Source organism: Azospirillum tabaci, from assembly GCF_014596085.1.
GTDB lineage: Bacteria > Pseudomonadota > Alphaproteobacteria > Azospirillales > Azospirillaceae > Azospirillum > Azospirillum tabaci.
On the sequence record NZ_JACCJY010000012.1, the window covers coordinates 11,921 to 29,009 of the forward strand.

The 17,089-nt window shown below is 66.7% G+C and carries 28 protein-coding genes; 5 read left to right on the forward strand and 23 right to left on the reverse strand.

The window, feature by feature from the left end:
- Positions 1 to 39: 39 nt before the first annotated feature.
- Both H0B54_RS13065 and H0B54_RS30515 read right to left on the reverse strand, forming a co-directional pair.
- Positions 40 to 741, reverse strand: a complete 702-nt coding sequence (locus H0B54_RS13065; RefSeq protein WP_188260679.1) for a hypothetical protein — start codon at positions 739 to 741, stop codon at positions 40 to 42.
- On the reverse strand, positions 734 to 1,003 hold the full coding sequence (locus tag H0B54_RS30515; protein WP_188260680.1) for a hypothetical protein: 270 nt from the start codon (positions 1,001 to 1,003) through the stop codon (positions 734 to 736). The genes H0B54_RS13065 and H0B54_RS30515 overlap by 8 nt, the downstream gene beginning before the upstream one ends.
- A gap of 96 nt (positions 1,004 to 1,099) precedes the next feature.
- Between H0B54_RS30515 and H0B54_RS30615 the strand changes: the two genes are divergently transcribed.
- Positions 1,100 to 1,984: an HNH endonuclease gene (locus H0B54_RS30615; RefSeq protein ID WP_188260681.1), complete on the forward strand. Its 885-nt coding sequence runs from the start codon at positions 1,100 to 1,102 to the stop codon at positions 1,982 to 1,984.
- 11 nt (positions 1,985 to 1,995) lie between these two features.
- Here H0B54_RS30615 and H0B54_RS13080 read toward each other — a convergent pair whose 3' ends face one another.
- The 21 genes from H0B54_RS13080 to H0B54_RS13175 form a co-directional block, all read right to left on the reverse strand.
- Positions 1,996 to 2,316, reverse strand: coding sequence for a hypothetical protein (locus tag H0B54_RS13080; RefSeq protein ID WP_188260682.1), 321 nt, complete (start codon positions 2,314 to 2,316; stop codon positions 1,996 to 1,998).
- Positions 2,317 to 2,319: 3 nt separating this feature from the next.
- A complete protein-coding gene (locus tag H0B54_RS13085) occupies positions 2,320 to 2,757 on the reverse strand; it encodes a hypothetical protein (protein ID WP_188260683.1) in 438 nt (145 codons plus the stop codon).
- A 6-nt stretch (positions 2,758 to 2,763) separates the two neighbouring features.
- The gene (locus tag H0B54_RS13090) at positions 2,764 to 3,249 is read right to left on the reverse strand and encodes a hypothetical protein (RefSeq protein WP_188260684.1); all 486 of its coding nucleotides are present in this window, start codon (positions 3,247 to 3,249) and stop codon (positions 2,764 to 2,766) included.
- Between the two features lie 8 nt (positions 3,250 to 3,257).
- Positions 3,258 to 3,641: a hypothetical protein gene (locus H0B54_RS13095; protein ID WP_188260685.1), complete on the reverse strand. Its 384-nt coding sequence runs from the start codon at positions 3,639 to 3,641 to the stop codon at positions 3,258 to 3,260.
- A complete protein-coding gene (locus H0B54_RS13100) occupies positions 3,641 to 4,825 on the reverse strand; it encodes an AAA family ATPase (protein WP_188260686.1) in 1,185 nt (394 codons plus the stop codon). Before H0B54_RS13100 ends, H0B54_RS13095 begins: the two co-directional genes overlap by 1 nt.
- An 11-nt stretch (positions 4,826 to 4,836) precedes the next feature.
- Entirely contained in the window at positions 4,837 to 6,279 is a 1,443-nt protein-coding gene (locus tag H0B54_RS13105; RefSeq protein WP_188260687.1) for an AAA family ATPase, read from the reverse strand.
- Positions 6,280 to 6,291: 12 nt separating this feature from the next.
- Positions 6,292 to 7,239 carry a PD-(D/E)XK nuclease-like domain-containing protein gene (locus H0B54_RS13110; RefSeq protein ID WP_188260688.1) on the reverse strand — a complete coding sequence of 316 codons (948 nt, stop codon included), beginning with the start codon at positions 7,237 to 7,239 and terminating at the stop codon, positions 6,292 to 6,294.
- Positions 7,236 to 7,934, reverse strand: coding sequence for a zinc-finger-containing protein (locus H0B54_RS13115; protein WP_188260689.1), 699 nt, complete (start codon positions 7,932 to 7,934; stop codon positions 7,236 to 7,238). The genes H0B54_RS13110 and H0B54_RS13115 overlap by 4 nt, the downstream gene beginning before the upstream one ends.
- Positions 7,935 to 7,937: 3 nt before the next feature.
- Complete coding sequence (locus tag H0B54_RS13120) at positions 7,938 to 8,525, reverse strand: hypothetical protein (protein WP_188260690.1); 588 nt, start codon at positions 8,523 to 8,525, stop codon at positions 7,938 to 7,940.
- A gap of 2 nt (positions 8,526 to 8,527) precedes the next feature.
- Positions 8,528 to 8,746, reverse strand: a complete 219-nt coding sequence (locus H0B54_RS13125) for a hypothetical protein (RefSeq protein WP_188260691.1) — start codon at positions 8,744 to 8,746, stop codon at positions 8,528 to 8,530.
- The gene (locus tag H0B54_RS13130) at positions 8,743 to 9,240 is read right to left on the reverse strand and encodes an HNH endonuclease (protein WP_188260692.1); all 498 of its coding nucleotides are present in this window, start codon (positions 9,238 to 9,240) and stop codon (positions 8,743 to 8,745) included. Before H0B54_RS13130 ends, H0B54_RS13125 begins: the two co-directional genes overlap by 4 nt.
- Complete coding sequence (locus H0B54_RS13135; protein WP_188260693.1) at positions 9,227 to 9,610, reverse strand: hypothetical protein; 384 nt, start codon at positions 9,608 to 9,610, stop codon at positions 9,227 to 9,229. Before H0B54_RS13135 ends, H0B54_RS13130 begins: the two co-directional genes overlap by 14 nt.
- A 6-nt stretch (positions 9,611 to 9,616) precedes the next feature.
- Entirely contained in the window at positions 9,617 to 9,793 is a 177-nt protein-coding gene (locus tag H0B54_RS13140) for a hypothetical protein (protein WP_188260694.1), read from the reverse strand.
- A 5-nt stretch (positions 9,794 to 9,798) separates the two neighbouring features.
- Positions 9,799 to 10,200, reverse strand: coding sequence for a hypothetical protein (locus H0B54_RS13145; protein ID WP_188260695.1), 402 nt, complete (start codon positions 10,198 to 10,200; stop codon positions 9,799 to 9,801).
- A 5-nt stretch (positions 10,201 to 10,205) separates the two neighbouring features.
- Positions 10,206 to 10,445 (reverse strand): hypothetical protein, encoded by a 240-nt coding sequence (locus tag H0B54_RS13150; protein ID WP_211109362.1) that lies wholly within the window; start codon positions 10,443 to 10,445, stop codon positions 10,206 to 10,208.
- Between the two features lie 5 nt (positions 10,446 to 10,450).
- Positions 10,451 to 11,035 (reverse strand): hypothetical protein, encoded by a 585-nt coding sequence (locus tag H0B54_RS13155; protein ID WP_188260697.1) that lies wholly within the window; start codon positions 11,033 to 11,035, stop codon positions 10,451 to 10,453.
- Positions 11,036 to 11,412: 377 nt separating this feature from the next.
- A complete protein-coding gene (locus H0B54_RS13160) occupies positions 11,413 to 11,604 on the reverse strand; it encodes a hypothetical protein (protein WP_211109363.1) in 192 nt (63 codons plus the stop codon).
- Positions 11,605 to 11,840: 236 nt separating this feature from the next.
- Positions 11,841 to 11,963, reverse strand: coding sequence for a hypothetical protein (locus H0B54_RS30220; protein ID WP_281390042.1), 123 nt, complete (start codon positions 11,961 to 11,963; stop codon positions 11,841 to 11,843).
- Between the two features lie 191 nt (positions 11,964 to 12,154).
- Positions 12,155 to 12,643 (reverse strand): helix-turn-helix domain-containing protein, encoded by a 489-nt coding sequence (locus H0B54_RS13165; protein ID WP_188260698.1) that lies wholly within the window; start codon positions 12,641 to 12,643, stop codon positions 12,155 to 12,157.
- 53 nt (positions 12,644 to 12,696) lie between these two features.
- A complete protein-coding gene (locus tag H0B54_RS13170) occupies positions 12,697 to 12,987 on the reverse strand; it encodes a hypothetical protein (RefSeq protein ID WP_188260699.1) in 291 nt (96 codons plus the stop codon).
- 206 nt (positions 12,988 to 13,193) lie between these two features.
- Entirely contained in the window at positions 13,194 to 13,532 is a 339-nt protein-coding gene (locus H0B54_RS13175; protein ID WP_188260700.1) for a helix-turn-helix domain-containing protein, read from the reverse strand.
- A gap of 165 nt (positions 13,533 to 13,697) precedes the next feature.
- On the opposite strand from H0B54_RS13175, the gene H0B54_RS13180 reads away from it, so the two are divergent.
- The 4 genes from H0B54_RS13180 (at position 13,698) to H0B54_RS13195 (ending at position 17,085) form a co-directional block, all read left to right on the forward strand.
- On the forward strand, positions 13,698 to 13,967 hold the full coding sequence (locus H0B54_RS13180; protein ID WP_188260701.1) for a hypothetical protein: 270 nt from the start codon (positions 13,698 to 13,700) through the stop codon (positions 13,965 to 13,967).
- Positions 13,968 to 14,070: 103 nt separating this feature from the next.
- A complete protein-coding gene (locus H0B54_RS13185; protein WP_188260702.1) occupies positions 14,071 to 15,171 on the forward strand; it encodes a hypothetical protein in 1,101 nt (366 codons plus the stop codon).
- Between the two features lies 1 nt (position 15,172).
- Positions 15,173 to 15,439: a hypothetical protein gene (locus H0B54_RS13190; protein ID WP_188260703.1), complete on the forward strand. Its 267-nt coding sequence runs from the start codon at positions 15,173 to 15,175 to the stop codon at positions 15,437 to 15,439.
- Between the two features lie 14 nt (positions 15,440 to 15,453).
- Complete coding sequence (locus H0B54_RS13195) at positions 15,454 to 17,085, forward strand: hypothetical protein (RefSeq protein ID WP_188260704.1); 1,632 nt, start codon at positions 15,454 to 15,456, stop codon at positions 17,083 to 17,085.
- Positions 17,086 to 17,089: the final 4 nt, after the last annotated feature.

Genomic DNA, 17,089 nt, shown 5'->3' on the forward strand with positions numbered 1-17,089 from the left:
AGATGAGGTTTGGGCGGTTCAGAGTGATGAGGCTGGGGTTCAGCCAATCGCCACCTCCCGCGCCTCCAGCTTGTCGATGTTCGAGCGGTGGACGGTGAAGGTCAGGGCGACGACGAACGGGTTAGCAGCCCAGGCGTCATCTCCGTGCAGGCGCCGCCAATAGTTGGCGAATGCCATGCGCGCAGAGCCGAGGGCGCAGTCCGCGAGGCGCTTGGCGTACGGGCTGGTGCGGGCTCTGTGCTCGGCTTCCTCCCAATTCATGGGCCAAGAGTCAGCAGGCCAACGTGCGGTCTGGAATGTCTGGCCACCATCGACCGACATCTGGCATTCGCGGAAACCGGTGTCGCGCTGCGTCGCCCCTTCCGCCCGCGCGTCTTCCTCGCTGATGTCCTGCAACCGCTGGACCTTCATGCTCTCCACCACCAGCGTGAGCCGGCTGGCCCAGCGGGGCATGTGGATGGAGGGTTTCCACGGGCCGGGGTATTGGGCGCAGCCGTGCTCCTTGTAGTGCAGTTCGCCGTTGGCATAGGCCAGTGTCGATCCGTCGGCAGCATATTCAACGCCAAGAATGGCCGGATCGCCGTAGGCGTCAGAGGTGGCGAAGTTCTCCCGCACCCACAGCCGGTCGCCCGGCTGGACCTTGGCGAGCGGCGATGTGGCGAGGCGGCGCGTCTGCGTTTTCCTGCCGTCGAGGAGCGCGCGGACCATCGGCGCGCTGAAGATGATCGGGACGTCACGCATCGGCGTCCTCCATTTGCTCGGCGCCGCCCCCGACGCTCGCCGCGCCCAACTCGAACGCCTCGATCAGCCCCCGGATCTGCCGGATGGCGTCTTCCAGGTGCATTCGGCGATGAGGACGATCCTCCAGCACGGCCAGCAGCTCGCAGGGGGCGAGGCTGCCGCGCTCGGCCAGCCGTTCCAGGGTCTGGCCATGGTTGATCTGCGCCTGTGCCCTATGGGGCGCGACAAGGCTCCAGGCAATGGCCCAGTGGTCGAGTTGCACTATGAGGGGTCTGGTACATTCCTGCTTGCGGACCCCAGCGCAACACGGGATGGTAGAGGAGGCGTGTCCGCACAATCCAAGTTCTAGGCTTCGTACATGACCTTTGGGAACTTCGTCCGTGATCGTCGTTACAATCGCCGGCGCGATCTCCATGATCCCTACGGCGGTCAACGCCAGGGCGGCATCATTACGCCGTCGAAGTACCCAGTCATATTTGCGATCACCGGGGTAAGCGGCGTCCAGCACGGCTATCTCGATGGTTGGACCCAAGATGGCCAGGTTTTCCGCTACTTCGGCGAAGGCCAGGAAGGCGATATGACCTTCACCTCTGGGAACAAAGCCATCCGCGATCATGTCGCCGAGGGAGAGGATTTGCTCCTTTTCCAGAAGCAGCATCGTTCTGGGATGCTGAGGTTTCTCGGCCAATTCGTCTGTGTGAGCACAACCAGAGAACCGACACCAGATCGTCGTGGGAACATGAGGAGTGGGATCGTCTTCAACCTGGTTCCGGTGGAGGGGCTCCAGGAGGCTGACGCTGCGGAAACGGAGGGTGACCACAGCGCCAGTGGGCTCGATCTGGCTGCACTTAGGAGTGCCGCAATGGAAGCTGCGTCTACTGGTGAAGAGGAGCCAGCCGAAGGCGCTCGGCGGCGTGTTTACCAGCGCAGCGAGGTGGTGCGCCGATATGTGCTCGCGCGTGCCGCCGGCATCTGCGAGTGCTGCAAGTCGCCTGCTCCATTCATGCGAGCTAATGGTGAACCATACCTGGAGCCACATCACATCCGACGCGTGAGCGACGGTGGTCCAGACGATCCTCGCTACGTTGCTGGGGTATGCCCAACCTGCCATCGACGTATCCATCATGGCGCGGATGGCAAGGACATCAACGAGGCTCTGGGTGAGGCAATCCTGCATTTTGAGTATGCCGTGGCCTCGGTCGAGCCTCCCAATCGAACAACGCGAAAGCGTGTTATGGCCTAGGCTGCTGTTCATCAAAGCGCCTCTCTGGTGGGAGCATCGGTTCGGCTGTTGTCGTCACATTCGCAGTTGCTTACCCGGTCACCGCAGTCCGGGCAGCGCTTCAGGTGTGCGCAGTCAGCGCACTGGTAGTGTCCGTCCGACAGGCACTCACCGATCTCGCCTTTGAGGCGGAGGCGAGGGGCGTAAGCGATGCACGGCGCGTGCGGGTCCCGCATGCCAGGCAGACCGACCGGGATCTTCTCCCACGCCATGGCTTTGACGCGACGGTAGGAGAACCGGCACAGCCAGAGCCAGAAGCCGCCCGGCTCGTTCTCGATGCGCAGCTTCAGCATTGTTCAGCCCTCCACCGTTTCAAGCTGACCAGCCGCCAGCCGCTCGATCACGTCCGGGCCGTTCCATCGCGGCGCGTTGTCGGGGTGGGTCAGGCCGTGGCTCTTCAGGACGATTCGGATCGCCATCATGGACTCCGCCGTCGGCTGCCCGCTGTAGTCGGTGAAGCGCCAGTCCCACATGTTCTTGACCGCGGTCGCGGCGCGCCGGGGAGCTTCCGGCACCAGGGCGCCGCCCAGCGACACGCCGGTCGGCAGGTGGGTCAGCACATGCCGCCAGGTATCCTGGTCATGGTGGACGCCGAAGAAGCCGCGGGTCTGACCGGAGACTGTCACCCACCCCTTTGTGGTGATGATGCGGTACTCGGCGTCGGTCCAGGTGCGGTGGCCGATGGCAGCCGAATTCAGGGGCTTGGCGTCGGGCGAAAAAGGACGATTGGGCATAGCTCGTCACGCCCCCGGCGCAGTGCGGTTGTCCACCGCCACGCGCTCGTCCATCGGCGACGTCATGTGCGCGGCATGCAGGACGCCCGTGGCCTTCAGCGAGTCGTAGGCGTCCAGGTCGTACACCACCGCCAGATAGGGCAGGGTGGCCGGGCGAGGCTGCTGGCCAGCTTTCCGCGCGAGTTCGTGGGCGTGTTCGTCCGGGTGCGTCTCGAAGGTCGGTGGCAGGTCTACCAGTTCCGCCGGCATGTAGGCCTGCGCCGCCGGGTCCCAGCGCTTCAGCCGGTACTGCACGATGTCGGGGAAGGCGACGCGGCCGTCGGCGGTGATCAGTTCCTCGACAGTCTGCGGGCCGGGCGGCGGGGCCATGGTGGCGCAGGCGCGGACGTGGCGGTTGGTGTGCCGCTGCTGCGGCGCAGGCGGAAAGGAGCTTTCGATCAGCCGCCCGGTCTTGGTGATGCCGGTGCGGTGGGTCAGTTCGTCCATCATCATCGGCACCTTCAGTCTTGGGCGTGGTTGGGAGCGGGTTCGATCCATTCGCCGCCGACATCGGCGAAGTCGGGATCGTCGCCGTCGATTACCGTCGTCTCGGGGCCGGGCAGGGCCGGGCGGACCTCCTCCGGCAGGTTCCAGCGGTCGCTGGCCCAGGTCCTGGCGCATTCCTCGGTGCAGGGCCGGTAGCCGAAGAGGGACGAGCCCGGATAGAACTCGGTCAGGATCGGGGTGTCGGCGCCCGGACCGAACACGTCGATCCGCAGCATCTTGACGCCGAACCGCTCGACCTCGCGTGCCAGGCCGTAGCGGGAGCGATGGCCGAGCAACTCGACCTTCGCCCATTCGGCGGCCGGGACGGCGGTCGCGGGTGTGCTGGAGGTGGTGTCCATCAGAACTCTCCATTCGCATCGGCCTTCGCCGCGATCTCGTCGAGTTCGCGCTTGCGGGCGCTGATCAGGATTTTCTTGGCCGTGTCGCTGCCCAGCGCGGACGCTTTGCCGGCAGGGCCATCCCACCACGCGCGCAGAGCGGCGGAGCCCTGCTTGGCCGCGTCCAAGGCCTCGTTGAAGGCTTCATCCGCCGGGGTGAGGGGCTTATCGTCGGGCGGAGCCGCGTCCTGCTGCTGGGCCTGCGCGCCGAACGGGTTGTCGAGGTTCTGCTGGTCGCGCCGCTCCTGCTCGACGCGTTCGCGTTCGGCGTCGGCGGCCTTGGCGATGGAGGCGTAATTCTCCATCTTGGGCTTCAGCAGATTCCGCTGATCGGAGCTGAGTTCGCTCCAGAACTCCCGGAAGCTCTGCGCACCTTCCTCGGCTGCAGCGGTCGCGTCGACCTCCAGCTTGCGCTGCTCAGTGCTTCGCAGGTCAGCGCCACCGAGCCACGCGATCAGGCGCTTGCCCATCTCCTCGGTCATGACCTCGCCGGCGGCGAAGACCTCGCGCAGCGGACCCGGGCATTTACCGGCCGGCGCGGTGACCGTGAATTTGCCGTCGCCCAGCATCTGGCCCATGACGGTCATGTCGTAGCGCAGCGTTTTCTCCTGCACCGGAACGACAGGACCGGGGATGAGCTTCTTGCGACCGTCGACAATCTCTTCGACCAGCGGCTGCTTGGCACGGGCGCACAGGATGATGTGCATGTCGGAGCGCAGCAGGCGGTTGGTCATCTTGCCGAGGCGGCGTTTGGGCTTGGCCCATTTCGCTATGTCGTTACGCTCGGTCGCGGTCTCGACCATATCGAGGACGCCACCTTCAGCGAACCAGACGTGGCTGATGCTGTCGATCACCAGGACGTTGATGCCGGCCGCCTCGATCTCGTTCAGCGCTTCGATGTAGCGGTCGGGCGTGAACGGAGGCGTGAGGGAGGCGTACATGTAACCGCCGGGAATCTTGTCCACGTAGGCCCGCCCACGCTGCCCGCCCTCGGTGTCCAGCAGCATCCGCTTGGCCGGGTCGGGCTCCATGCCCGCGGCCAGCCGTAGCGCGGAGAGTGTCTTGCCGGTTTCGGACAGGCCATAGAGTGAGATCAGGAAGCGCATACCGGCGCGGTTGGCCGGGACGATGTTGAGCAATCCCATCGTCGCCTCCCTCACTGCGCCGCGAACAGGTCGCCGGCCGGAGCCGACCCGGACGGCACGGTCGCGACGGTGCCGTCCTCCATCACCACGCCGACCTTGCCGGAGCTGTCCACGCGCTCCACCCAGACCTGGTAGTCGCTGGCATCCGCCATCTCGGACAGCATCTGCAGGCCGTCCTCATCGAGCAGAGATCCGTCCTTGATCCGCAGAACACGAAGCTTGGGGTTGGTCGCCATGGCGATGGCCACCGACACCCGCAGCTGCTCGGCGCTGCTGGCTTGGTCGAAGGGAATGCCGTTGAACAGGACCATGCTGTCGCCGAAGGACAGGCCGGGAATGGGCATCTTGGCGGCGGCGATTGCCTCGGCTTTCTCCCGCTCACGATCGGCCATGTAGTCGGTGAGCGCTTTGCTCTCGGATTCCGCGGCAGCGGCTTCCTTCTCCAGGGCGATGCGCCGGTCGCGCAGCTTGATCCCGTCGTTGATGGCGTTGGCGCTGTCGATCTCGCCGCGCAGGATGGCGACGTCCTCGGGATCGGGCAGGGGCTCGGCGTTGGCCAGCTTGTCTGCACGCTCGTTCGCCTGACCACGCTTCTCGGCGACCTGATCGCGCAGGCGCTTCTCGGTGGCATCCAGATCGGCCGCTTCGTCGAGGTCCAGTTGCTCGATCTGAAGCTGGAGCCGGGCGATCTCGTCGCGGAGGCGGGTCCGCTCGGTGGTGGCCTTCGACCGGATCGCCGAGAGCGCAGGGCTGATGGAGGATTCGATTTCTTGGGCTTCGGCGGACAGCTCGGACAGTTCGTCTCCGACACGCTCACGGTTGGCGCGGCGCCGCTCGATAGAAGCGTTGTGGTCGGCGGCCTTGGTCATGCGGTCCATCAGCGCCGCGACGTCGACCGGCTGCTCGGGAAGGTCGTCTGGAACCGCGATGGCGGCAGCCTGGGTCCGGAGCGTCTTGGCCCGCCGGTTCGCGTCGGTGCGCTTTTCAAAATCCGCCCGGTTGGCCGCGTCCAGCGCATCCACGTCCACGTCCAGCTTCACCAGCCCGCGCAACTGCTCCAGCTGCTTCTTCGGGTCCATGCGGCTGAAGGCCAGCGGGTCGAATGTCAGGCTGCCCAGCAGGTCGTCCAGCATCCGCTGGGGCGACGGGAAGCGCGCGCCGTTCGCCGCCTCGACGGTGATGGAGGTGGTGACGTCGCCGGCCTCCCGGCGCTTCCACTTCCTCGTGACGATGATCTCGCCGAGGTCCAGCCGCACGCGGGCTTCGGTTTCCCCATCCCGGATCGGACGGGACTGGATGTTCTTCCCGCCGTCCAGCGCCCACCAGATGGCGTCCAGAACGGTGCTTTTCCCCGCCGCGTTCTTGCCGGTGATCTGCACGAGCGGCCCCGTCGGGGTGATCTGCACCACCTTGATGCGCTTCAGGTTCTCGGCTTCGAGGCTGATGATCTTCATGACGGGAATCCTTCAGAGCGGCGCCTGCCAGGCGCGCGCGAGGTCGAAATAGCGGGAGGGGTCGAATTCGCCGGCGTCGTGCCGGTCCTGAAGCTGGCGCTCGGCCCAAGCCGGAAGCTCCACCAGCACGGCGTCTTCCGAGTAGGACGGCCAGCGGTTGGAGCGGAGGCATCCGGCGAAGACGGCGCGCGCCGCGGGGAGCATGATGCGGCCCCACTCCAGGGCGGCGCCCGCGACCTTGCCGACCGTCGTCAGATACGGCGGGTCCTTCTCCTGGACGACGTACCAATAGGTCGCGTTCTCGCCGGTCAGGGCCTTGTGGCCTTCGAGATAGTGCGCGGCGCGGACGTGCCAGCCCATGTTGGCGGCGACGCGCTTCAGGTCGGCCGGGTCGGCGGTCGTGGAGGTCTTGTAGTCCACGACATGGCCGGGCTTGACGTAGTCGGGTCGGCACTTGCACCAGATGCCGAACCGCTCGTCTCGCCAAAAATAGGACTGTTCGGCCTGCCCGCCGGAGAAGGCATCATCGGCGAACTTGGGCGCGGTCGAGAAGGGCAGGTCCGGAATCTCGTTGCGCATGGCGCGGCGCATGCCTGCGATCATCTCGGCCTGATGGATCAGGAGCGGGATCCTCCCGGCGTTTCGAGCATCGTCCCGGGCGTTCTGGGCCGCCTTGGTGCGATAGTCGGCGGCGTCGATCACCGACACGCTGACATCGAAGGAGTCCGGCTCCAGGAACAGGAGGTGGGCGGCCTTGCCGATGTCGAATTCCTTCTTGTCCTCCGGCGCGTAGTCGGGGTTCAGCGAGCTGTTGAACCACGCCTTGGCCGGGCAGCCACCGTCCTTCAGCATGTTCCAGGCGAACCCGGCGGACAGGGCAGGGGTGGGGGTGCAATTGCCGTGGTAGACCTCGGCGTCGAGCTGGTAGACGCCGGGCTTGGTGATGGTGGAGGTGGTCATGGGGCCTCGGAGGGCTGGGCCGCGTGCGGGTACAGCGCCTGATTGGCGCAGGCCATCCGCTTGCGGTTGTTGTTGGGGGAGCGCAGGAACAGCGTGTCGCCCTTGATCCGTTCGAGGATCCAGGTCCCGGCGCCCTTCAGGCGGATGGGCTGGCCGACCATTGCTGGAAGCGCGTCAGGGGGGATCGGCTTCAACTTCGCCTCCTCCGCCTGCAGCTTCTTCCACCAGTCGCGAACGATCAGGGGCGTGGCGCGCCGGGCGATGCCGTAGAAGGCGCGCAGCGTTTCGATGTCGGTGATCTTGCCGATGTGGCAGGCATCCCGGCTCATGCCGAGATGCGCGGCGACGTAGGAGTAGGCCCGGTTCCGGGCGGCATCCTGGATGCGCTTGAAGGCGGCCACGCGGGCGGCGCCCGTTTCGGCGACAGGGTAATAGTGCGGCGCCGTCTGCCACAGCCGGTCGAACACCTGATGGGTCATCCGGCGGGCGCGGCGCAGCTCGGCCGCGACGGGCGCGCCCTGCGGCGTGCCATCGGGGTGCGCGCTCATCAGCCCGCCGCAGCCGGCGGCCCGGCGGTCGCACAGGTGGACGAAGGGATTCGGCGTCTTGAAGGTGCGGGGGGTGGGCTGCAGCCGCATCGGCGCGCCGCAGTCCGGGCACTTGAGGGCGGGCATGGTGGGGAGCGTTTCGGCCATGTTTCAGCCCACCGGATCGAGCTTGCTGACGAGCTGGCGCAGCCGATGCGCCATGCGGTCATGGAAGGATGCGGTGGAGCGCGCCGCGCGCATCAGCAGATGGAGGCCGCCAAAGGTGGCTGGCATCATCTCGGCGGCAGGAGAACTCTCGTAGGTGAAGACGGCGGTGATTTGCAGACGCTCTTGCGCCTCCTGCAGAAAGGAATTCTGTTCCCGCGGCATCAGGCAGCCGAACAGCTTTCCCTCCCGGTCGGCGGCTCGCCGGGCGATTAGGTCCAGAAGATCCACCGAGACGCTGGGACCGTGATAGGCCAGAAGGGCGCATGGCGGCGATTCATGCAGGATTTCGACCGTGGGCACCTGCTCGGGCTCGTCCTCGCGAGGCGACGCGGGACGGTCGCCCAGCACCTCGGCGATCAGCGCATCCATCTCCGGCCGGGCCAGGATGTCGACCAGCAGCTGGGCGAGGCGGTTGTGTCCGTCCGGGTGGTCGCAGTTCAGGCCGGTGATCAGCAGGGAGGCGCCGTTGCGCCGGATCAGCGCGGCGTCGAACTGTGCGTCGGCGGGTTCGATGACGTAGGTGGAGGGCATGGTCAGCGGCCTTTCCGAAGAATCCACCCGACGCGGTTGCCCGGCGCGAAGCGTCCGTGGGCAGCGACGTAGGCGAGCTTGAGCCGATCGCGTGCCTCGATCGGCAGCGTCGGCTTGCGGGCGAAGAGGGTGCAGGCCTGCTCCAGCGGAGCGGTCAGCAGGTCCGGGGCGGCGTTCCGCTTCGCGGTGGCGAACGGATTGGAGGAAGGGCGCCCGGTCATGACCGCACCGTCGGCAGGGCGTCGTGCTTGCCGCGGAGCGATCCACTACAGATCGGGCCGCCAGCGGATTTGCGGACCATACCCTTGACGATTTTCCAGACCCGCTGGTGCGGGACGCCGTACTTTTCCGCCAGAGTCGTCGTGTCGGCGAAGCCAGAAGCATATGCATCTCGGATTGCGCGCACGTCGTTGTCACTGAGCGCGCCGCCTGAATGCTGGATGCTGTGGTCGATGCGGGGGATGACCTCCAGGTTCTCCAACCTGTTGTCGGTCTTGTCCTCGTTTCGATGATGGATGACGTGTCCGTCAGGAACGGCGATACCGGCTGCAGCCACAACCAGCTTGTGCTCGTAGCAATAGCCGTTCGGGTCAGCCAGAGGATGTGAGCGCCCGATACGCACCTTCACGTAGCCATGCGGCGAGAGCATCTTGCCATCATTCCAGCGGTGCGATTGACTGCCACGCGCGTGGTTCTTGTGGTTACCCTTGGGCATTGGAAGTGTCCTTATCGCCGGAGGTTTCAGCTTCAGCGTCCTGCTCGGCCATCCGGCGCCAGTTCGCTTCCTGCTCCCGCGCCCGAACGTGCTGCTCGTGCTGGAAATGCAGCTCCTTCCGTGCCTCGGGGAGCGTGTACGAGCGCCCGAGTTCGGGATCGTCGTAGGGCGAGGACTTCGGGTAGGCGCGCAGCAGCTTGCAGACGATGGCCATGTGCAGGGCCGTGTTGCGGAACCGCTCGGCCCGCTCCGCCCAGCGGTCGGCCGCCGCCGTCGCATCGGTGGTGTAGCCGCAGCGCTCCAGCGCCTTCACCAGTCCGCGGGTATGGGCCATGTCGTCGGCGGCTTCAGCCTCGTCGATCGGGTCCATGGCTGGTCACCCCGCCTGCAGGCCGAGCGCGAGCGCCGCACGCCGCTGGATCAGCGGATCGGCGCCGTTCTGGGCCATGTGGAGGAGGCTGTCCCGGACGTAGCTGCTCGCCACCGGGCCACCGTGGCGGAGGGCCGTGGCGCAGAGCCAGAAGAAGGTGGCGCGGGTGGAGACCTGGGCCATGGCGGTCAGGCCTCCGGCTTGCCGAAGGCGCCGCAGAAGCCGACACGCTTCGGGTTCGGCTCGAATCTGCCATTGACGCGGCCATCGCCGTCGCAGGTGGTGCAGTCCTCGTATCCGCCGCTCGCAAACGGCACCGTCCCTTTCCCATTGCAGGTAGGGCACGTTTCGGAAACCCAGAGATTCGCATCCCCCACCCACCGCCACGCCATGCACTCCGATCCGATGCAGCGGCTGCCCGTCGCCGTGTCGCACTGGCGTGCGCGGCCAGCGATCAGCGTGGCGCGGTTCCCGACCGGATGGATCGGGGAGCTTCCCGTCAGCACTGCCATGTCCGACGCGACGTTCTGGATGGCGACCCGCGCCATCGGGCACCACTTCGTGCGTGCCTCTTCCTCGGTCATCAGCATTGCCGTCACTCCGGCTTGCCGATGCGGACGGTGCCCGCGCGGCTGTCCACGGCCTCGACGAAGCGGATGGCGTTCCGCCCGCCGGCGTTGATCGTGATCTGGTCGCCGACGTGAACCAGATCGGCGGCGCCGTCGAAATAGCCGGGCTCGTCCACCTGGGGGAGGTCGTGCTGCGTCGTGTAGTGCCAGAGCGTGAAGCCGTTTGTGTAGGCCAGGACGCTGAGGTCTTTCGGGGCGTAGGCCATCGTCGTCATCCCTTGATCGCAGGAACGCTGATGGTCGGCGCGAGCTGCTCGGCGATGTACCGGCTGACCGACGCCTGGATCTGCGCCTTGGCCTGGGTGGAGAAGGCCTTGATCGTCTCGTTGAGCGCTTCCTGGAGCGGCTTGTGGGCGAGGGTGTTCAGCATGTGCTGGGACCGCGGCAAGCTGCCGCTGTAGCTGCTGGGGCGCCCATCGCTGTCCACCTTCTCGCCCAGGTACTGCTGAAAGCGGTCGGTCAGCAGTTCGCGGACGCTGTAGGTCTGGCCGGTCGGCTCGCCCCAGCCGTTCGTCTTGCGGTGCGCCTTGGTGAAGAACTCTTCCAGCTTCTCGGTGGCAAGCGCCTGGAACTGCTGATCGGCCAGCTCCAGCATCTTCGTTTCAACGGCTTCCTTGACCGCGCCGCTGATCTGCTTCTGGAGGCTGTTCACCAGCGACTTGACCACCACGTCCTGAAGGCTGCCGTTCAGCCACTGGTCGACGTTGATGGTGACCGTGATGGCGCCCTTCGGCAGCTCATCCGCCTTGACCTCGGTCGCGCCATCTTCGTCTTCGTAATCGTCATCGTATGCCATAGGGAAATCTCCTGATTTCGGCTGGCGACAGCAGGTGGTTTCCCCTGCTCTCGGCAACCGGCGGGGCGGTGGATGGGACCGCCCCGCTGGCCCTGCGAATCGCACTCACACGAACCCGAATGAATGAGTTTCCGTGGGTGCTGCGCCGGTTCCGGCCCGGCGCGGGCGCTGTGGCTATAAGGACATCTCGACCTCCCTGCTGGCGGTGGGGGCGAGAGAGCCGGCTTCTATCTCCGCGCCGACGCCGGCCACATGCCCGTCCATTGGTCCTGCGATCCGCAGTTTTCCCGGCGGGCTGACTCGCTGCGGCTCTCTCACGCCCTTAAGCCCCGCGACGGGCTTTCACCGTCCACGGGGCTGTTCGGCTGCCGTCCGGATCAGGCGGCTTCGAGCACGTCGGTTTCCCACCAGCACTCCTGGGCGCGGCCGTCGGCGGCCTTGTAGTGGACCAGAGCGGAGGTGGTGCCGCTCGCGAGGATGCTGAGGCCGCGCACAGTGCCGGTCTCGCCGCTGGCCTTGATCTTCACGGTGTCGCCGATGCTGAAGGGGAAGGTGATCGGGTTGCTCATGGGGGCCTCGTGCTGGGGATGTTTGAAGGGTGAGGGGCATCCACAGTTTTGCCTTTCGGCCTAGCGGTCCGGTGGCGCTGCCGCGCTCCCACTACCGCACTGGTAAACTCCGCTGGTTAGCCGGCGCCGACACCCAGCAGGCGTGGTGAACCTCGTCACGCCCCTCTACGGCCCCAAACCCCTGCGGCCGGACCGTTAGGGGCTGGAGCGCGCCAGGGCGCGGGTATGTGTGGCGGTCACGCCTTCTTCTTCGTCTGGACGTGCCCCTTGAAGACCCGCTTGCGGTCACGGTGCGCCTGATAGCGCGGGTCGATGCGGGACTTGCGGCGGGCGCGAATGGCTTGGCGGCAGGTGGACATGCGAATGGCCTCTTTGTGGGAGGTGGAGGAGGCCCGGGGAGCGCCCGCAGGGACGGGAAGGGCGCTCCCCGGTGCGCCGGGGTTGAGGGGGCTCAGACCCCGGCGGTCTCGTCGGTCGCCCACCAGCCGGGAAAGGCCCGGCACAGAGCGGCCAGAAGGTCGCGTTCCTGTTTGCTGAAGAGGCCCATCGGTCAGGCCGCCGGCTGCTCGGCGTCGGCCTTGCCGACGGCCTTGACCAGCTCGAACATGCGCTTGCGGACCGTGGCGTCGGGGATGCGGTAGTAGGCGCGCACCAGCTCCAGCGTCTCGCGCTTCGCCATCGGGTCCGGCTCGAAGGCGCCGAGGTCCTGGCCGCTGGAGTCCGCGTCGTCCTCGACCTTCGCCGTGGCCACGTCCGCCGGCATGTCGTCGAAGAAGAAGGACACCGGCACGTCCAGGACGCGACCGAGGTCGAACAGGCGGGACGCGCCGATGCGGTTGGCGCCGCGCTCGTACTTCTGCACCTGCTGGAAGGTCAGGCCGATGGCCTCTCCCAGCTTCTCCTGGGACATGCCCAGCAGGGTCCGGCGAATGCGGACACGGGAGCCGACATGCACGTCGATGGGGTTCGGTCCCTTGCGACCGCGGGCGGAGGTCGGGGCGGCTTCGGTGGTGATCCGGCGGGACGAGACGGCGTTCATGGGCAGGCTCCTGTTCGGTGCTGTGGGTGAAAGGAAAAGGCGGGAAGGGGGCGCTAAGCGGCGCTGCGGCTGCTGGCGGCAGGACAGGCGAGGGCCATCGACTGCTTAAAGAGCCAAGCGCGCGCGTCTTGAGCGGTGTTGAAGAACTGGCCGTCGGCCTCGATCCGCAGCTTGGTGGCGGTGTCGGGCGTGACGGGGAGGCGCACCGACCGTTGCTTTCCGGCCGGGTCTTCGATGAAGGCCAGCATCGTGACCGCTTCTTCGGGATGAGACTGGATCACCAGGGAAGCGGCGCCCATGCAACGGGTCAGGCGGCTGGCGGCGCAGTGGTCGGTGGAGGACATGCAGTTTCCCTCATCAGGACCGCCGCCGGGCTACCCCGTTCGGTCGGTTGTGAGGAGATGTTCGTTTGGAATTGCAAAACCGTCAAGCGGAAAAGTTTGGCGTAGCAAAACTTGTTTGCGGCTTCGCGCGAAAGAGCGTGTGCAAACGAAAAAGCCGCGCCCAGTTGCCCAGGCGCGGCTTTCTAAGAGATCGACGGTCTGTCGGGTTACTTGGCCTTCCGCCGCCCGGTCTGCGGGTTGGCAATCAGCTCGGCGGCCTCAGCAGACACACCGGACAGCGCGTTCGCCATCTTTACCGTAAGGGCGGTGTCGATCCCATAATAGAGCCAATCGACGGATATCCCTTTCTGAACAAGCGCATATAGCTTGTCCGGACCTGGGTAGAAGCGCCCATGGATGTATCCGGAGTATGTGCCCTTCGTCACCCCAAACAGCTCCTGCATGTCCTCTGCAGTCAGACCGAGCGCGATCCGTGCCGATTCAAGGCGGATGCCGAAGGCTTTGCTGGAGAGTGCGTCTGCCTGTTCAAGCGTGGCGACGGACATGGGCGAAATCCTTGATGATGATCGGTCAGTTGCGGCCACCCTATCATTGTTTGGAAAATCAGAACATAGGAAAATTCCGCCTATGCCAAACCGATTCTCGTTGACCGGTTTGGCATAGCAAAACAATATGGACGTCTAAAGGGGTACCATCTCAGGATCAACGCGATGACCTCCACCGACGCCGAAAGCGCTCATCCATCACCGCGCCCGGCACGCCGAAAGCACAGCGCTGAAGGCCGCACTTTCTTTCTTGGTCCGAACGATACCGCTGTGCGGGTGGCTGACCTGTATGCCTTGGCGGCTTCCGGAAAGGAGACTGCGGCCAACATCGCCAAGCGCCACGGCATATCCCGCTATCGCCTCAGTGAAATCTTCGCTGAAGCCGGTTTCCCGCGACTGCGGTCCGGCCGTCGGGCCGTGAACACCGCTACCTGACAGCATTCCTCTTCCCGCCCTTTTCCTCCCTGTGGGCGGGCGACCTGGGCGGGGCCGGCGCTGTAGCGCTGCCCCGCCTCCTTCTTCCCGAAGGACGCGTCCCATGAAGACCTTCACCCCCGCCGAGATCGCGACCATCAAGCACCACGCCGACAAGCGCGTAAAGGTCCAGACCCTGGCGCAATGGTTCGGCGCGACGGTGCGGGAGATCCGCGGCGTGCTCGCCGTGGCACAGACGGCGCCGTCCGGGGCGCCCAAGGCTGGCGGCAACGCCAGCGGCGAAAATGCCGGAACCGCAGCCGTGCCTGGAGAAGCGACGGGGCAGCCTCTTTCCATAGTCGGGAAAGGGCTCGATGAAGTGCCGCCGCTGCGGGAGGTCGGAGAGGCCGTTGGCGCGGTCGAACCGGTGAATCAGCAAGGCCAATCGAGCCGCCCCACCCCCACCGATTCCCTGGGCAGCCCGCCGCAGAGTGACCAGGGCCGCGAGCCGGCCAGCCAGCAGAAGGAAGCGCCGCATGATGAAATCGCCGCCGACGCGCCCGCTGGACAGCTTCAGCCCGCGGACGCGGACGGATGCGGCGCTGGATCGCCTGTCGCAGCCGTGCCCGCTCGTTCCCCGCGTGTTCGCCGCAAACGGCTTCCTGCGGGACCGGCTGCACTTCCTACTGGGCATCCCGCCGCAGGGCGAGATGTCGGATGCGGCTGTGGAAGCGACGGTTCGGCTAAACGGCCGGCGCGCAAGCTGAGGACTGGCCTCGCCGCCGAGATCGACCCGGACCGTCTACGCGCCCTGCTGATCGACCAAGGCATGACATATGAGGAGGCCGCCGAAGCGCTGGGCACCACCCGCAATGTGGTGGCTGGGCGCGCGCAGCGCCTGGGCATCACGAAGGGCACCGGCGTTGGCGGCCACAAGCGCCGCATCACGCACGGGCGCCGCGCGAAGTCGGCCTCCGTAGAGCAGGATCACCAGCCCCCGGCACTCGACCCGAAGGAACCGCACGGCTGCCGCTGGATCGAAGACGAGGTCGGTCAGCCCGGCAATAGCTGGTCCTACTGCCAAGCCGAACCGCACCAGCCGGGCTCGTCCTGGTGCGCGCACCACTATGCCCGCGTCTACGGGCGGACCAAGTCCGACACCTACCTGGAAGACATTCGCGTTTCCGCGCCCGGCCTCGGCCGTGGCGGAATGAAGGTCGGGTGACGTGATCCGCACCCCCTTCGCCCCAGCCCCAACCGCCATCGTCCAGCAGGTCGCCGTGCAGGCGCCGCTGGGCGCTGTCGTGCTTCTGCTGGGGCGACCTGTTCGCATCGTTCGCCGCATCGCCTGCATGAAGGGCGAACTGATGATCATCGAGGAGACGACCGCGGTCGGGCGCGCGCTGCCCGGTCAGTACGGCCTCTGGCCGGCTGAGGTCGTCGATGAGGCGTGGGCCATGCAGGCAGCCCGCCTCCGTTCCCCCACCCTCTGAACCGGAGTCCACCCATGGCACGCAAGGCCAAGGACAACCCCACCAACATGGCGGACGAAGACGTCGCCGACACGCTCCGACAAGCGTCGAGCGATCTGGTCGATGCGCAGGAGGCCTTGGAAGCCGCCCGCGCGCCGATCAAGGAAGCCAAGGGCCTCATCAAGGCCACCGGCATCGACTTCGACATCTTCCGGCTCTGCCACGGCATCCGTCACCTGGACGATGATGCCCAGCGGCAAAAGCGCATCAAGAAGCTCCACGTCGCCATGCACGCGCTGCTGGGCGATGTGGTGAAGCTCGACCTGTTCGGCTTCACCACCAGCATCAAGCCGGCGGTGAAGAAGGCGCTGCAGCAGGCCAGCGACAACCTTGCCAAGGTCGAACCGCCGGCTCCGCCGCCCGAAATGGACGATGCGGACGAGTCCGATTCGTCCGACGCACCGGTGGCCGAGGCCCCGCCCCAGGCGCCCGCCGACGAGCCGGTCTCGGAAGACCCGCCGCCGCTGGTCGCCGCAGAGGCCATGCCCGAAGGCGCGGGCTTCGCCTTCAACAACGGCAAGACGGCCGGCAAGCAAGGGCACGGTCCCGACGCCAACCCGCACGACGCCGAGACGCCGGAGTATGGGCTGTGGGAGCGCGGCCGGGTGGCCGGTGCCGCTTGGGCGTCGCGTTTCTTCGCCGGTGAGAGCCTGGAGACAGGCGACCATGCGGTGATGTGTGGGGACGAGGGCGGCATCGTCGTCTTCCGCCACGCCGATGCCGAGCTGGTCGCCCGCTGTGCAGACGCGCTCAACGCCGCGCAGGCCGCCGCGGACGAGATGCTGTCCCCAGCGCAGATCCGTGACGTTGTGCACCCCTGCCTCGCCGATCCGGAGGGCAGCTTCGGCGTAGTGTTCGAGGGCAAGTTCGCGCCGGATGCGGAGGAGCAGGCGCCCGCCGCCCCGACCGTCGAGAAGGTCAAGTTCACCGGTAGCGCGAAGCAGCAGCGTATCGAGGCCTACTTCTTCGGCTTCGACGGTGCCGCCGCGGGCACGCCGCTGGAGGTGCTGACCAAGGGACGGCGCGGTGAGCCGAAGGCGAAGATCGAGGCCGGCTACCGAGACCAGCAGGCCGGGGCCGAACCGAAGCACGAGCGCCCGGCCGCGAAGGTTCCGGTGGAGGAACAAACCGGAAGCGAGGCGACTGAGGCCGCCGCGGGCACCGAAGGGCAGGGCGAGGCGGACGCCACCGAGCCGAACTTCGATGACCAGGGCGTGGTCGATGCGGAGAACGGGGCCGTCGATCCTGCCAATGAACAGGGTGAGACCGACCAGCAGGGCGACGATGAGACCGTGCAGGCGGAGGCCACCGCCGAGGTCGAGCCGGAGGCCTGGGACCCCGAGCAGGGGCGCGTTGGCGTGCAGCAGGACGGCGCCACCGGCCAGTGGGTGATGTTCGACCTGAAGGAGCGTCAGCCGCTGGTCGACGCGCCGGGTCCGAACTCGGGCGAGACCTGGGCGAACCAGATCAACGGCTACTTCGCCGACCGCTTGGGCGACGTGCCGCGCGCCGAGCTGATCACCGTCGCGAAGACGCTGGCGATGGGACGCCTGCTGTCGGCCCCGCGGCCGGCGCCGACGGACTCCAACATGTTCGCGGCGGTCTGATCCG

Coding starts and splice junctions, on each gene's coding strand:
- H0B54_RS13150 (WP_211109362.1), bottom strand. CDS start 10,445: ATGGCCTACGCCCCGAAAGACCTCAGCGTCCTGGCCTACACAAACGGC.
- H0B54_RS13085 (WP_188260683.1), bottom strand. CDS start 2,757: ATGCCCAATCGTCCTTTTTCGCCCGACGCCAAGCCCCTGAATTCGGCT.
- H0B54_RS13195 (WP_188260704.1), top strand. CDS start 15,454: ATGGCACGCAAGGCCAAGGACAACCCCACCAACATGGCGGACGAAGAC.
- H0B54_RS13115 (WP_188260689.1), bottom strand. CDS start 7,934: ATGGCCGAAACGCTCCCCACCATGCCCGCCCTCAAGTGCCCGGACTGC.
- H0B54_RS13130 (WP_188260692.1), bottom strand. CDS start 9,240: ATGCCCAAGGGTAACCACAAGAACCACGCGCGTGGCAGTCAATCGCAC.
- H0B54_RS13145 (WP_188260695.1), bottom strand. CDS start 10,200: ATGCTGATGACCGAGGAAGAGGCACGCACGAAGTGGTGCCCGATGGCG.
- H0B54_RS13065 (WP_188260679.1), bottom strand. CDS start 741: ATGCGTGACGTCCCGATCATCTTCAGCGCGCCGATGGTCCGCGCGCTC.
- H0B54_RS13165 (WP_188260698.1), bottom strand. CDS start 12,643: ATGAACGCCGTCTCGTCCCGCCGGATCACCACCGAAGCCGCCCCGACC.
- H0B54_RS13180 (WP_188260701.1), top strand. CDS start 13,698: ATGACCTCCACCGACGCCGAAAGCGCTCATCCATCACCGCGCCCGGCA.
- H0B54_RS13135 (WP_188260693.1), bottom strand. CDS start 9,610: ATGGACCCGATCGACGAGGCTGAAGCCGCCGACGACATGGCCCATACC.
- H0B54_RS13155 (WP_188260697.1), bottom strand. CDS start 11,035: ATGGCATACGATGACGATTACGAAGACGAAGATGGCGCGACCGAGGTC.
- H0B54_RS13120 (WP_188260690.1), bottom strand. CDS start 8,525: ATGCCCTCCACCTACGTCATCGAACCCGCCGACGCACAGTTCGACGCC.
- H0B54_RS13090 (WP_188260684.1), bottom strand. CDS start 3,249: ATGATGATGGACGAACTGACCCACCGCACCGGCATCACCAAGACCGGG.
- H0B54_RS13170 (WP_188260699.1), bottom strand. CDS start 12,987: ATGTCCTCCACCGACCACTGCGCCGCCAGCCGCCTGACCCGTTGCATG.
- H0B54_RS13105 (WP_188260687.1), bottom strand. CDS start 6,279: ATGAAGATCATCAGCCTCGAAGCCGAGAACCTGAAGCGCATCAAGGTG.
- H0B54_RS13175 (WP_188260700.1), bottom strand. CDS start 13,532: ATGTCCGTCGCCACGCTTGAACAGGCAGACGCACTCTCCAGCAAAGCC.
- H0B54_RS13160 (WP_211109363.1), bottom strand. CDS start 11,604: ATGAGCAACCCGATCACCTTCCCCTTCAGCATCGGCGACACCGTGAAG.
- H0B54_RS13110 (WP_188260688.1), bottom strand. CDS start 7,239: ATGACCACCTCCACCATCACCAAGCCCGGCGTCTACCAGCTCGACGCC.
- H0B54_RS13140 (WP_188260694.1), bottom strand. CDS start 9,793: ATGGCCCAGGTCTCCACCCGCGCCACCTTCTTCTGGCTCTGCGCCACG.
- H0B54_RS13185 (WP_188260702.1), top strand. CDS start 14,071: ATGAAGACCTTCACCCCCGCCGAGATCGCGACCATCAAGCACCACGCC.
- H0B54_RS13100 (WP_188260686.1), bottom strand. CDS start 4,825: ATGGGATTGCTCAACATCGTCCCGGCCAACCGCGCCGGTATGCGCTTC.
- H0B54_RS13080 (WP_188260682.1), bottom strand. CDS start 2,316: ATGCTGAAGCTGCGCATCGAGAACGAGCCGGGCGGCTTCTGGCTCTGG.
- H0B54_RS30615 (WP_188260681.1), top strand. CDS start 1,100: ATGACCTTTGGGAACTTCGTCCGTGATCGTCGTTACAATCGCCGGCGC.
- H0B54_RS13125 (WP_188260691.1), bottom strand. CDS start 8,746: ATGACCGGGCGCCCTTCCTCCAATCCGTTCGCCACCGCGAAGCGGAAC.
- H0B54_RS13095 (WP_188260685.1), bottom strand. CDS start 3,641: ATGGACACCACCTCCAGCACACCCGCGACCGCCGTCCCGGCCGCCGAA.
- H0B54_RS30220 (WP_281390042.1), bottom strand. CDS start 11,963: ATGTCCACCTGCCGCCAAGCCATTCGCGCCCGCCGCAAGTCCCGCATC.